The organism is Planococcus halocryophilus (genome assembly GCF_001687585.2).
GTDB lineage: Bacteria > Bacillota > Bacilli > Bacillales_A > Planococcaceae > Planococcus > Planococcus halocryophilus.
Genome location: NZ_CP016537.2, coordinates 725,953 through 739,905, shown reverse-complemented (window position 1 = coordinate 739,905; position 13,953 = coordinate 725,953). Strand labels below are relative to the sequence as shown.

The following is a 13,953-nucleotide window of genomic DNA, read 5'->3' as shown; positions in this document are numbered from 1 at the left end:
CAAGCGATAGAATCGCTTGTCAGGATGCTTTACTTTTGTATCTTATTCAGTTTCTTCTAACGAACTGCTTTGATAACTATAGTCAGACGGGTCAATCGGAGTGAATCCGATTGGCGTATAAAATCTCAGCAAATCACCATTGACGAGTTGGTCTGACAGCTCTAATTCGAAATTAGACTGTTTTTGCAACTGTTCTGCTTGTTCGATTTGTTCATCTTCAACTGGCAATCCGGTTTTTGGATTGTAATAATTCTCACCAATTGAATAGATGTCTGGACTCACGTAATCACCGTTTCTGAATGTCACCAATTCCTCGTGATCTTCAGACAATAAGTCAGCACCAAATTGAACGTAATTTTCCGTTTCCACACCAAGCAAATGCAATACTGTCGGCAGCAAATCGATTTGACCACCATAAGTATGGTCGATGCCGCCTTCCATGCCTGGTACATGGATAAACAACGGAACTCGTTGAAGATTGGCATTTTCAACTGGCGTGATTTCTTTTGAAAGAATTTGCTCCATCGCTTGATTGTGGTTATCGGAAATCCCATAATGATCACCGTATAAAACGACCATTGTGTTGTCAGCTAATCCAGACTCTTCTAATTGCGTAAAAAACTGCTCGATTGCTTCATCTGCATAACGTGCTGTTTGGAAATAGTTATCGACACTAGGGTCACCCGTTGTCGCTTTGTCAATCGTCGTTAACTCATCATCCATGTGATAAGGGAAGTGATGCGACACCGTCAACAATTTCGTGTAAAACGGTTCTGGTAATTGTTCTAATAAAGTACCTGATTGCTCAAAGAAAGGCTTATCCATAACGCCGTACTCTGCCATGTCTTCTTCTGTCAGGTCGTGATAAGACTCAATGTCGAAGAAATAATCATAACCGAAAGACTTATAGATTTCAGAACGGTTCCAAAATGTTCCGTTATTGCCGTGGAACACAGCAGATGTATAGCCTTTGTCTTTCAAAATCGCAGGAGCCGCTTGATACGTGTTTCTGCCTTTTGTAATAAATGCTGAACCTTTTGGCAAGCCAAATAACGAATTTTCTAACATAAATTCGGCATCTGATGTTTTTCCTTGTGCCGTTTGATGAAAGAAGTTATCGAAGTACAACGTGTTTTGGTCTTGAGTTAAAGCATTTAAAAACGGTGTTACTTCTTGTCCATCCAATTCATAATCCAATAGGAATGTTTGGAATGACTCTAAATGCAGATAAATAACGTTCATGTCTTCTGCAATTCCAAAGTAATTCTCATTCGGTTTTGCATAATTGGATTTTGTATAGTTCAATACTTCTGTTTTGTCATCGCTATCAGCCAATACTCGTTGAGAAGAGGCTTTTAAGGTTTCTACTGTGTCATAAAGAGCGTAATTGTACATGCCCAAATATTTCACAATATAGTTTCGATCAAAGCCACGCGTTAATAACTGCGGTCGATCTTTTTCCGCTAATGCTAAGTTAAAAAACGAAATAGCCAATGCAACAGTAATAACCGGTAATATAACTCTTGTTTTAAAGTTTCTCGATTCTTTTTTAAGTTTTTTCGAGAATACAAGAACGATTAAAAGAATTACATCGACAAAGAACAAGACATCTGTCGGTTGGATTAAAGTCACTACACTGCCGCCTAAATCCCCGAAATTTTGTGTTTGAAACAGTGTTGGCAATGTGATAAAGTCACTGAAAAATCGGTAATACACAACATTCGCATACAACATAACGGACATTAACGTGTAAATAAACAAGAGTGACCAGTATTTTCGTGCGCCTTTAAAGAAGAACGATAAGCTTAAAAGTAACAAAGCAGAGCCGAGCGGATTGATAAACAACAGCATTTCCTGAAGCGTACTGTCAACATCCAATTTAAATTGTGTTTTTTGAGATACGTACGTCTTTATCCACAGCATAACAACTGCTAAAACAAAAAATGGCACGTATTTATTCATGGTTTTTTTATTGTCAGTTTTAATCATTTTCATATTACACCTTCTCATAGTTGGTCTTCACAAGGACTTTGGGACATTGAAGTAAACTTTTGAACCCAATAGCGTACGTAAATTTATTGTAAAAATTATGACAAGCTCTATTCTACTCTAATACACTAGAAAATGACAGTTTGGCGTTTTTTTCAGAATATTCATTTTCATTATTAAAACTAACAGATTTTTGTTACTGATACTTCATAAATTAGCTATGCTTGTCGCGGATACTTCTGTGCTTTTGCTTCATAATTTACACTCTAATTAATAAAAGCAGGCGCAACGGAATAGTTGCGTCTGCTTTGCTTGTAGACAAAAGAATATTTACTCATTTTTTTGTATGCTTCTAGGATTCTCCGCACCAAGCGGACGAATCGCTGAGCCTCCTCGTCGCAAGCTCCTGAGGGGTCTCATCACTTCGTTTTTCCGCAGGAAAGTCAGTGACCGAAGGGACTTCGGGCAGTGGCTTTGCGACGAAGCTAGCGTAGCGATGCAGGAGCATATCTTTGCCCTTCGCCACTTGGTGCTCCGAATCCTGGAGTGAGTAGAGGAAAAAACTTTTCGTAAGTTACTTTTATGATGAAGCGTACTAAAGAATCTTACTTTGTTTGTAGCAAGAAGACTTCAATTGGGTTGGTCACGAAGACTCCTGTGGGAGAGCGAAAGCTGAAGAACCCGCAGGAACGTTAGTGACGAGGAGGCTGAAGCTGAGCCCACGGAAAGCGAAGTGGCCAGCCCGATTGAAGAGTATGCATCACTATTCAGTTTAATAATACTTTGTCTACAGTCTGGGCAGACGCAACGGAATAGTTACGCCTGCTTTTTATACACTTTGCTCTTCCATCGCTTTACGCCATTTCACAACTTCGCGCGCTTCGATTTGTTTTTCTACTATTTCGTCCCAACTGTTCGTCATTAAATTCCAAACACGCGAGAAAAAGATATCTTGCTTGTCGTCATATAACTGAAATTCAACACACGAAATGTATTTTGTCTTTTGCTCTATGCAGCTCGTTATGCCGGTAATAATCGTTTGGAAGCTTTCTTCCCCACCATTAACACCCTCTTTAAATAACAGCTGTTCGATTCGGTCTTTGTTCAAACTGCCTTTGATGGGATAACGGTAAAGCGCCAGCGCTTCGTCTGCTTCTTCCGAAGAATCTTTTAGTGTCAAACGATACTCATTATGAATAGCACTATATGAAATTACCGTTTGACCGCCTTCCATTTCTTCATCAAAAATACCTTTTTCCAAATAATCATGGCCTTTTGGTGTCAGCTTATAACCCATCTTTCCCAACCCGATTAAACCGATGCGCTGCATTTTATAGATCAAGTCGCTAATAAACAACTCTTCTACAAACAGCATTTCTGATAAATTGGCGGCTCGTCGAATATCAGCTTCTTGAAAAGTGAGCAGCAGCATCTTCATCAAAATGTCCATTTTCAATCGTTTGACCTGATCAAATCCAACATCATACAAAACAATCGGCAGCTTCCAAAGCTGTTCGTTGACGATGGAGACATCCGGATTGCTCGTTATCGTCGCACGTAATTCCGTTCGTAAATTGTCCACATCGTCACCCCTTACTGCTTTCTAATGCTTTCAAGCCGTTTTTCTTTTTCACAACTTCTACTACATGCTTGTACATTTTGCGTGTTTCTGCCTGTTTCGCTTGTTTGGTGAACATGTCTGAACTGCCGACAAGCACCAACAACTCTTTTGCACGCGATAATGCTACGTTTAAGCGGCGGTAGTCTTTCGCAAAACCGATATCGCCATGTTTGTTTTGGTTATTGCGCACCATGCTCAGTATGATAATATCGCGTTCGCTTCCTTGGAACCGGTCAACCGTTCCTGTTCGAACTGTCAAATGCGGCAAACGCAATTCTTGGTCGAGCATGCGTTGAAGTCGCTTGACTTGTTCGCCGTAAAAGCTAATAACACCAATGCTTTTTTGCTCATCTGAAGCAATTCTCCCTGCTCGTTTCGCTTCCGCTGTCGCATCATTTAACTCGACCAATAAAGTACGGATTTCTTGAAGTTCTGCTGCGTTGTATAAACTTTTCCCACCGCTCATGCGTTCTTCAAAATAAGCGGGTTCATTTGGCAAATCAAGCCACATCAAGTGATTGTCTCGTTTCACAATAGGAGATTCTAACAAATGATCTCGCTCACGATCAGAGTCCACAATGCCACATTGCAATTGATCATTTTCCAACCGGTAAAACGGCGAAATGGTTTCCATAATGTCTTCATGCATGCGGTATTGAATGGCTAGCATCGTTTTATTGGCAGCTGGTAAATTTCTATACAAGCGCTCAAATAGCGATTCTTCTAATAGCTTTTCGAGTTCTTTCTTTTCTTCAAAGCCATTGTCTTCAGCTATCATTTCTTGAAGCGTTTCTTCTAGTGTGTCGTTGCCAAGTAGTGGCGGCAATTGATGATGATCGCCTACCAAAATAATTTTTTGCCCCTTTAACATTGGCAACAGTAGTTCTGGTGGCGTGGCTTTTGACACTTCGTCAATAATGACCACATCAAACTCTGGGTAGTTATCGATAAAATCTTTGCGGGCTGACGCTACACATGTTGTTCCAATAACATTGGCGTGTTTAATATACAATTTGCGGATTTCATCCAAATCGTGCTCGTTCGCAGTCGCCAACAAATCCAACCATTTTTTCTGTATGGATTGTAATAAAGGCAAATTCTTCATTTCTTGTTTAAGCGATTCTTTAGTAAACGATAAACTAGCCAGTTGTTTCGTCGTTTCCTCTAATTGATGCTCAGGATTTGAAGTTAAAATCTCTGCTAAAGCTGAGAGTTGTTTTTCATAATTCGCTATTGCTAGTTCAGCTTGTTCGATTTCGTTTTTCACTTTTGCTAACTGGCTGGTAGTGGAGTTTAGGAACGCACGTTTTTGTTCGTGTTCAACTTGCTGATCTTCTATACGCTGCTTGGTTTGATCAAACAAAATTTTGTCTTTTTGAAGCTTTTCAAGTTGCCCTTTAGACTCGCGAATCGCACCGTTAACGTCAGCCGGTAGGTCAGCCGCATTTGGCAATTGCTGGTATCGCAGTTCGAGTGGTGCCATATCTTCTTGTTGTTTTTCTTGTTTTTCTAACCATTTCGCATCCCATACCCGGTACTGCTCTTGCTGTTTAACAAGTTCCTCACACAAAGTTTTCTTTAAGTCGCTAAAAGCGCGTTTCGACTCTGCAACATACACATCGACCGCTTTAAACTTCGCGCCTCTTCTCCACAAATCATTTTGTCTTCTATATAAACCAATGAGCCCTTTTTGCAAAACGATTGGATTGCTGCGCTGTTCACCTTTTAATATCACTCTCAACTTCTCTAAATACTCGTCAATTTCTGCAGAGCTATACGCTTCTGCTTTTAACAAGGCTTGTTCTTTTAAATTGGCAACCGAAATATCAACAGAAGTTAGCAGTTTTTCAATATACGTAATTGCCGTAGAAACACGCTCATTGTATTCGTTGAGCTTGGTCCAGTCTGTCATGTTTTCACGATTGGCTTCTAGTCGGTTGATCAAATACGTAATTGATGCCGTTTCTTCAACGCGCTCTTCTTTTATTAAGTCAAACAAGCCATCGATTTTTTTGATACTGTCCATATTGGCAACCGCTATTTTCTTCTGCTCCAAAATATCCGCCATTTGATCACGTTTTTCTGTGATGGCTTCTAGTTCTTGTCTTTTCACTTCTAAATCTTGCTCTAACCGTTCTCGTCCAAGCGCACGTTGAAGTTGTTGAATCGCACCTTGAATTTTCTGTTCTTGCACGAGCCACTCGGTGCCTCTTGCTTCTTCAATAAAGGCAGCATCTTGTTGAAGTGCATTTTCAAGTGTTTCGATTTCTTTTTCTGTTGCTTGTTTTTCTTGTTCCGCTTTATCGTGCTCACGCACGAATGCAGATTGTTTTGCTCGTTCTTGTTCGAGCTGTTTTTGAATCACTTGTTGTGTTTCTACTGCTCTTTTTTTCTCTTCTACTGCAATTACCAAACTTTCGTATACCGGCTGAAGTTTTTCTGTAGCTTGTTCATTATGTGTTAGTTCTTTTTTTAATTCGGGTTCGCGTTTTTCGCGCATTTCGTATTGTGCCGATACTTCTTTTAAGGTATGGTCTTTCCAATATTGGCCGACGTTTTCTTCGATAAATTTCTTGCCTTCTTCTTCGATACTTTCGGTACGACCCACACGCAAAATCCGAATGTCTTTATTCGCCAATAAACGTCCAAGTGCATTATCGACGGCCAAATTTGACTGTGAAGCAACCAGTGTTCGCAATCCTTTTTTGGCGTTTTGCAGACAGATTTCCGAAATAACTGTGGTTTTTCCTGTACCTGGTGGTCCTTGTATCACATATAAATCCTCTGCTGCTATCGCACCTGACACCGCTTTTTGCTGAAACTCGTTTAGTCGGTTATGAAAAGATAATTTTTCTAAAGGCTGAAGCGACTTAACGGGAGGTTTTTCTTCAAATAAAAGACGGTCCAGATTCGGGTTTACAGCAAGCCCTTTTTCCAAGTTGGCAAACCCTTGACGAAGCCGTCTTATTTGGCTTAAAGCTGCAAAATTACTAAAGACCACTTCTTTTTTATCGAGTGACAAGCCGTTTTCACGAAGCTGCTTGACCATATAGTTTTGGAGTTCTATTTCAACAGTCCGGTTTGCCGCTTTTATAACAGTGCCGACGTCTCCAGAAACTCCAGTCAATCGCACCGTTAAGTTTTTTAACGATTTCCATTCTGTATCTTTTAGCTGGCAGCCTTTTAATGTGATGCGACTGAAATCGTGACTAAATGACAAACTCGAATAAGCGGTTTTGATGTCTGGAATATCCATACCGCGTTCTTGAATTTTCAAATAGCCTTCCCAACTGCCAATCCGCTTTTTCACGTAATCGGAACTTTCTTTAGCAGGCGTCATTCGGTTAATCATATTAATCAGTGGTATCGATGCCGCCTCACGCGATCGATCAAACAGCATATATTCTTCGCGCTGCCAGTTTGTGCCGAGCGCTTGATAGGCTTTTCGCTGCGTTACATTTGTGATCAACAAATGATGATTAGTAAAAACCCCGTGCAACACAAACGATGCTTCTTCTTCTTTGCCAATCAACCGTACATTTTCCGACCTATCCAAAATCAGCGCAACCGAAAGCTCGCCATCCGCATTCGAAGGATAACGTTCGATAAACACCTTAAACGCTTTGTCCGCAACAAAAAATGAGCGTTCGCTGATGCCGAACACGCCCATTTTTTCCATTGCCGTCTTGGTTAATCGTACCGATGTTTTATATGTCGCTGAATGTAGTTTACTCATGTAATCACCTGTTCTTTAAAGCTAAAAAATTTCAAACCGACGCTTTTCGCCTGATCTGTTTTCATCTAATCATATCATCTATTTGAAGATATGCGGTTTTAAAGTTGTGAAATTTACAGGAAAGACTTTTGTTTTAGGTAGGTAATTACAATTTCAAATTTATGCTCTAGTGATCCTCCCTGTTTCAATCCAACACTTTCATTTTCCAGCTTATATAAACTGGTTAAAATCTCATCCATATTCCCAGTAAGAATTTGATGATAGAACTTTTTTTTCGTTTTTGAGATATTTTCTTTTTTCTTATTTTTTTGTTTACTCGTAAGTTTTAAATCATTTTAAAAACATTGCGTTCAACTTCTCAGCTCCATATACTTTATAAAACGGATATTTTAAGGAGCTGAATTGATGAAAAACCTATTTCGAGGAAGTCGTTTCATATTGGGCATTCTGGGCTTGATCGCGATTATTGTTCAAATGACACATGGTTTGCGTTATAACGATATGATACTCAGCAATTTTTTCAGCTATTTTACAATTCAAAGCAATATTTTAATTGTAGCCATGTTACTCACCGGAGCTATGTTCTCAACTAAACAATTTTACTCTCGACAATTCCAATTAGTTCGAGGAGCCGTGACAACTTATATCATGACAACAGGAATCGTTTATTTTCTTTTCCTGCGAGGTATGGAAGCGGAACTCCAAACGACCATTCCTTGGGTAAACTTTGTGTTGCATATATTGCTTCCCTTGTATGCATTGTTTGATTGGTTAGCGGCTCCTTCACTGAATCAGATCTCTTTCCGCCGCGTATGGCTATGGATTCTCTATCCACTTACTTACTTAATTTACACACTAGTTCGCGGTCCGCTGGTGGATTGGTACCCATATCCATTTTTAGATCCACGTCTTGGCGGCTATGGTCAGGTGCTTATCAGTTCGCTGGTCATTACTGTTCTGATTCTCCTTTGTTCCTTGATCGTTGTAGGAAGTCGAAAACTACGTTCATCATCTCCTGTACCTGCTGAAGTCGAATAAAAAAAATTCTCTACACAAAAACACCGCTTTCTGGAGATGCTGCCAGGAAGCGGTGTTTTGCATATTGTACGATAGATAAATCATCTTCAATTTAAAATACTATTAATAAGTCCATTCTTATTGTTCAGCTTTTACTTTCTTCATATGGAGCCTTAATATCATTTTAAATGGAAAGTTGCTGTTTCACACTGCCTTATTTGCCAATAAAATCTCCATTAGTTGATCTCTGTTTACCAATTTCACTTGATTACTAGTTGCTAATTCTGAAGCAGCCTTCGTGAAAAAGCTATTGGTGACAACCCATGCTTCGTTTGCGCCATAATGCAGTTTTGCAGCAGAAATTTCTTGTACTGCTTTGATTCCCACATTGCTTTTGTACCTTTTTGCTTGCACCGCGATTTTTTGAGGACCTTTTTCTAAAATAAGATCTGCCCCGTAGTCACCTGCGTAAGGTGTTTTTCTAACAGCATAGCCTTCCGACTGATAGCGCAAACGCAAAAATTCTTCAAATTCCGCTCCAGACATTGCATCTACTTGTAAAATTCCTGATGCGTTTAATTTCTTTTGCTTTTTTCGTTGGCTTATTTTTATGAGTACTACCATAACAATAAAACCAGTCACAAAAACGCTTATAGTGGCTGGAAGTGATTGTGTATAAATATATGTAACTGCACTGCTAAAAATCAAAACACCCATTATCAGCTCTGATAAACTTTCCTTCTTTTTCTTTCTTGCCATGGTAACCGTCCTTTTCAAAGTGAAATTCTACCTTATTTTGTTGGCATAACTACTAAATATAAGTATTTTCTGACCTTTCTTTTTAGAAAAGCTCTTCTTTCTGCATAGATTACACATTTAACACAGACAAAAACTGTTTTATGCTGATCATCGTAATATTTTCGAGGTTCATTTGCCTTCTGTTTGCATACGGCACACTTCTTTATAAATATCGTAAATATAGCTAATTCTCCTTGTTTTCTTTTTTCACATTAAACTTTACGAGGATCAATCAAGATTTCAACAAAAAATTAAGTATCCTAAGTTATTTCTCCACCCAAACTAGTTACTCCATTTAATTTTTAAGCGTTCTAATCCCAAATTACTATTCACCTTTCAGGCAATGTCGACTCTAGTACCTTAATAACTGCTAGTTCTCCAGTAAGACCTTTTTTAATAGCTTCTGCCTGTGCTGCATTTACTGCAGCCTTCTTTTCAAGAACCTTTGATATACTGATAATCTACCTTATCTCCCATAATATTTATTAATGTAATTCAAATTATCAATTCAAATTAAATTTCTGCTTTACTCTTTTAACAATGTCAGCTTCTTTACTTTGAATGAATTGATTTCCTAACTGTTTCACCAAGCTATTGATTTCTTTTGTCATTTCTTTTTTCAATTCTTTCTTCATGAGTAATTGATTAATTAATTGACCATCTGCTGCAAATTCTCTACCTACCAACTCATCTAAAGATATGCTATACAAATCGGCCAACTTCACTAGCAATTTTAATGATGGTTCTGTAGTGCCGAGTTCAAATTTTCCATACACCGCTTTGGTAATTTTCAAATGCTCTGCAACGAGCTGATGAGACAACTTATTTTGTAAGCGCAGTGACTTTAAGTTCTCGGTTAATTTTGTCATGAAGTATCCCCTTAAGTTAGTTTGATAGGTTAGTTACAAATTCTTTTAAATATCCAATAAGACCCAACTAATGATTCAATAGTATCATATCTCTAATCGCATATTAACTAAAATTTTACTTTTTTCCAAAATTTCATCCGAAACAAAAACACCGCTCTCTGGAATCTAAATCCAGAAAGCGATGTTTGTATTTCTCTATACGTTTCAAGTTTTAATCAAACAAGAATTGTCCACAAAACCATCGTGAAAACAATTGTCGTCACCCCTTGCAACAACGTTGCCATTGTTTGCGCTTTGTATGCGTCCGTGACTTTCATTCCGCTGAATTGGGTAATGACCCAGAAAAAGCTATCGTTGACATGACTCACTGTCATCGCACCAGCACCGATTGCCATGACGACAAGCGCCAATGGGACAGCGCCTTCAATGCCAAGTGTCGGTAAAAGTGGAGCCATGAGTGTTGATGTAATAACGAGTGCTGCTGTTGAAGAACCTTGAGCGGTTTTTAATGCCGCTGCGATGGCGAACGGTATTAGCAGGAACATCGATCCTCCTGCTAATGCTGTCATATCCATGCCAGCTATCAAATCAGCTACTCCTGAATTAGTAATTACGCGTCCAAATGCGCCACCTGCACCTGTGATTAATAAAATTGGTGCCGCACTTACTATTCCTTCACCAATCCAGCCAGTCAAGGATTCTTCATTCCATTTTGGAAGTAATAAGAATGCTGCTAAAACACCAAACAATAAAGCTACGGTTGGTGAACCTAAAAATCTCACCGTGTTTGTGAGTCCTCCGTCACCGCCAAGAATGCCGGCAGTAGACCCCGCTCCAATTAACAAAAGTGGTAAGACAATCGGCAAGAACGCTTTAAAAGTTGATGGCATTTTCCCGAACGATTTGATAACTTCTTCGTAAGTCAATTCGCCTTCTTCTACAGTATCGTCAGGAACAACGATTTTCGAAGCCACTTTTACGGCCCAAATATAACCGACAATTGCTGCAGGAATCGCAACGATCAAACCGATCAAAATAATTGTTCCTAGGTAATTTTCAGCGCCGATGTTACCTGCCGCTGCGATTGGGCCTGGTGTTGGTGGCACTAATGTATGCGTTGCATATAGACCAGTCGCAAGTGCTACTGACATCGATGCCATAGAAACTTTCGCTCGTTTTGCTAAAGCTTTTCGTAAACTTGATAAAATAACAAACCCGGAATCACAAAATACCGGAATCGAAACGATGAAGCCGATAATCGTCATTGCCAGTTGCGGTCGTTTCTCACCAATCAAGCGTAGAACTACTTCTGCCATCCGATAAGCAGCACCGGACTTTTCTAAAATCACACCAATAATTGTACCGGAGACAATGACAATCCCGATATTGGTCATCAATCCTCCAAAGCCTTCATTGATGCTTAGTACAACGTCAGCTAGCGGCATTCCGGATGCGATTCCCATAAAGAAGGCACCGAATAACAACGACAAGAATGGATGAACTTTGAATACGGCCGTTAACAACACGACCAAGACTACACTTAAAGCAATAATGAAAAATAACATCCTAGCACCCCTTTTGTTTTTCTAGATAAGCTTTGACGACTGTTTGTGTTTTTATTTTCAACTGATTGTAAGCATCAGCAATGGCTCTGTCTTTTGATACTTGCTCACCGACAATTGAATGGATTTCCGTAAAGTAAGGCACGAGCAAGTTCAGACTTGCCGGCTCGACCATCCCCGAAATCAAGATGACCGGTTTGCCCGCCTCTTTCCCAACTTCAGCAATGCCGAAAGGCGTTTTACCAGACAAGGTTTGGTGATCACTTTTTCCTTCACCGGTGATAATTAGATCAACTGTGTCTATTTGATACCTAAAAGCAATTGCTTCTAGTACAACATCAACACCGCGTTGCATGTCACCTGCGAAAAAGGCTTGCATCGCTCCACCCGCACCTCCTGCAGCACCGGCTCCATTTTTATGATGAAGCGCAATGCCAGTTAACCGCTCAACCACATCTGCAAAATTTTTCAAATTGACATCCAGCTGCTGAACCATTTCAAGAGAGGCTCCTTTTTGAGGACCAAATACCGCCGAAGCGCCTTGTTCGCCCAGCAAGGTATTTTCCACATCGCAAGCGATTAAAAATGTACTTTCTGAAATGCGATGATCAAAGCCTGAGACATCCAGTTCAGCAAGTCGGCCAAGTGCTCCACCGCCGCGTGGCAAACGTTGTCCTGCCTGGTCCAAGAAGTTCATGCCAAGAGCCTCAAGCATACCGGCACCGCCGTCATTGGTGGCACTACCGCCAAGTCCAATGATAAACGTTCGAAAACCAGCATCTAATGCTCGGCTGATTAATTCCCCAGTACCGAATGACGATGCGCTCAGCGGATCTTGTTCATGCTCTTTCAGTAGTGTTAAACCCGACGCTTCCGCAATTTCAATAACGCAGGTTTTACCATCGCCCAGGATGCCGTAGCTGGCGATAACCTTTCTGCCAAGCGGATCTTCGACTTCATGGGGTACTAATTCACCCCCGGTCGCTTCGACCATCGCAATCATGGTTCCTTCGCCGCCATCTGCCGCAGGCAACAAAACCATTTCCACTTCACGGTCCAATTGTTGAATCCCTTCAGCCATTGCCTGTGCAGCTTTCATCGCTGACAAACTGCCTTTAAATGAATCAGGTGCTGCTATGATTTTCAATCGCTAAACCTCCTCGCCACATTAATAAAGCGCTTACATGAAATTATAATGAAAAAGAAATGGATATACATTATACTAACGGTATAGATTTTTCACTAAATATTTAGAATTTATATACAAAGAGGAGCATTTATGATTACAAAGCAGTTAGCAGAAGAAATTGTAGCGCAAACCATGATTCGCTTAAATCGTAATTTGAACGTTATGGATACCAACGGCATGATTTTGGCGTCAGGTGAAGCAGAGCGGATTGAAAAAATTCATGAAGCTGCGGCACAAGTGGCGAGTAGCGGTGAAACTTTATGGGTAACAGAAGAAGATTTAGCGGCGTGGCATGGGGTTAAAGCGGGTGTCAATATGCCGATCTTTTTCCAAGAAAAACTAGTTGGTGTCATCGGCATCACCGGTAATCCCGAAGAGCTAAAAGAAATTTCAACGCTAGTTCAATTGACAACAGAAATGATGGTCCATCAATCCCTCGTTACTTCTCACATTGAATGGAACCGTAAGCGCAATGAATTGATTTTCGATGAACTGACAAGTGGCAACCCTTTATCTGCAGCTGTCCATGAACGAATTTCGCAAATGGGACTCGGCAGTACAACGTCATTTGTCACGCTACTAATTGAATTGAAAAAATCGTCGTCTTCACGCAGAATTATTGAACAGCTCGAAAGCCACTTTAACGACCAAATCGTCGTCACGGGCCATTCGCAACTCAATGAAATTTTTCTTTTGGTAGAAAGTGATGAGCCTGCAAAACTCGAACGAAAATTGTCTAGCTTACTCCATGTGCTGCAACAAACTGGTTCTATGCGAATTGGCGTAGGTATCGCTGTCGACAGTATTTTTGACGTCCGCAACTCATACCTAGCCGCTAGAAACGCCTTGGATTTCGGTAAACTCGATCAGTCTTTGATTTACTTTAAAGATGTAGAATTGATGGCGCTACTAAAACGCAATCCACCAGCCGAACTCAACAAGTTTACCAGCAGAATATTAGCCGGACTCAATGATTCCTTATGCCAAACATTGACGATGTACTTTACCTGCAATAAAAACAGTGCTGAAACTGCATCTTGCTTGAACATTCACCGCCATACTTTAAGCTACCGCTTGAAGAAAATCCACGACGTGACAGGATTGAATCCGTCTGACTTTCAGGATGCTGTCGTTATGCACTTGGCATTAACTTTACGTGATTGAACCTACAC

The 13,953-nt window shown here is 40.3% G+C and carries 9 protein-coding genes; 2 read left to right on the top strand and 7 right to left on the bottom strand.

From position 1 onward, the window contains the following. Positions 1-42: 42 nt before the first annotated feature. The 3 genes from ltaS to BBI08_RS03695 all read right to left on the bottom strand — a co-directional run bounded on the left by ltaS (position 43) and on the right by BBI08_RS03695 (position 7,346). Entirely contained in the window at positions 43-1,995 is a 1,953-nt protein-coding gene (gene ltaS / locus BBI08_RS03705) for a lipoteichoic acid synthase (RefSeq protein WP_065528502.1), read from the bottom strand. Positions 1,996-2,818: 823 nt separating this feature from the next. Continuing rightward, positions 2,819-3,571 (bottom strand): hypothetical protein, encoded by a 753-nt coding sequence (locus tag BBI08_RS03700; protein ID WP_008496612.1) that lies wholly within the window; start codon positions 3,569-3,571, stop codon positions 2,819-2,821. A 4-nt stretch (positions 3,572-3,575) separates the two neighbouring features. Continuing rightward, complete coding sequence (locus BBI08_RS03695) at positions 3,576-7,346, bottom strand: AAA domain-containing protein (RefSeq protein ID WP_065528501.1); 3,771 nt, start codon at positions 7,344-7,346, stop codon at positions 3,576-3,578. A 405-nt stretch (positions 7,347-7,751) separates the two neighbouring features. Here BBI08_RS03695 and BBI08_RS03690 point away from each other — a divergent pair, with 405 nt between their 5' ends. Further along, entirely contained in the window at positions 7,752-8,384 is a 633-nt protein-coding gene (locus tag BBI08_RS03690; RefSeq protein WP_008496609.1) for a Pr6Pr family membrane protein, read from the top strand. Between the two features lie 183 nt (positions 8,385-8,567). Here BBI08_RS03690 and BBI08_RS03685 read toward each other — a convergent pair whose 3' ends face one another. The 4 genes from BBI08_RS03685 to BBI08_RS03670 form a co-directional block, all read right to left on the bottom strand. Next, positions 8,568-9,122, bottom strand: coding sequence for a restriction endonuclease (locus tag BBI08_RS03685; RefSeq protein WP_008496608.1), 555 nt, complete (start codon positions 9,120-9,122; stop codon positions 8,568-8,570). A 542-nt stretch (positions 9,123-9,664) separates the two neighbouring features. Beyond that, a complete protein-coding gene (locus BBI08_RS03680) occupies positions 9,665-10,030 on the bottom strand; it encodes a helix-turn-helix domain-containing protein (RefSeq protein ID WP_008496607.1) in 366 nt (121 codons plus the stop codon). A gap of 215 nt (positions 10,031-10,245) precedes the next feature. After that, complete coding sequence (locus BBI08_RS03675) at positions 10,246-11,595, bottom strand: GntP family permease (protein WP_008496606.1); 1,350 nt, start codon at positions 11,593-11,595, stop codon at positions 10,246-10,248. Position 11,596: 1 nt separating this feature from the next. Next, the gene (locus tag BBI08_RS03670; protein WP_008496605.1) at positions 11,597-12,739 is read right to left on the bottom strand and encodes a glycerate kinase; all 1,143 of its coding nucleotides are present in this window, start codon (positions 12,737-12,739) and stop codon (positions 11,597-11,599) included. Between the two features lie 132 nt (positions 12,740-12,871). Here BBI08_RS03670 and BBI08_RS03665 point away from each other — a divergent pair, with 132 nt between their 5' ends. Then, positions 12,872-13,945, top strand: a complete 1,074-nt coding sequence (locus BBI08_RS03665; protein WP_008496604.1) for a CdaR family transcriptional regulator — start codon at positions 12,872-12,874, stop codon at positions 13,943-13,945. Positions 13,946-13,953: the final 8 nt, after the last annotated feature.

What these genes read in the sequence shown, in the direction of transcription:
- ltaS (WP_065528502.1), bottom strand. Translation starts at nt 1,995, where the DNA reads ATGAAAATGATTAAAACTGACAATAAAAAAACCATGAATAAATACGTG.
- BBI08_RS03665 (WP_008496604.1), top strand. Translation starts at nt 12,872, where the DNA reads ATGATTACAAAGCAGTTAGCAGAAGAAATTGTAGCGCAAACCATGATT.
- BBI08_RS03690 (WP_008496609.1), top strand. Translation starts at nt 7,752, where the DNA reads ATGAAAAACCTATTTCGAGGAAGTCGTTTCATATTGGGCATTCTGGGC.
- BBI08_RS03685 (WP_008496608.1), bottom strand. Translation starts at nt 9,122, where the DNA reads ATGGCAAGAAAGAAAAAGAAGGAAAGTTTATCAGAGCTGATAATGGGT.
- BBI08_RS03695 (WP_065528501.1), bottom strand. Translation starts at nt 7,346, where the DNA reads ATGAGTAAACTACATTCAGCGACATATAAAACATCGGTACGATTAACC.
- BBI08_RS03680 (WP_008496607.1), bottom strand. Translation starts at nt 10,030, where the DNA reads ATGACAAAATTAACCGAGAACTTAAAGTCACTGCGCTTACAAAATAAG.
- BBI08_RS03675 (WP_008496606.1), bottom strand. Translation starts at nt 11,595, where the DNA reads ATGTTATTTTTCATTATTGCTTTAAGTGTAGTCTTGGTCGTGTTGTTA.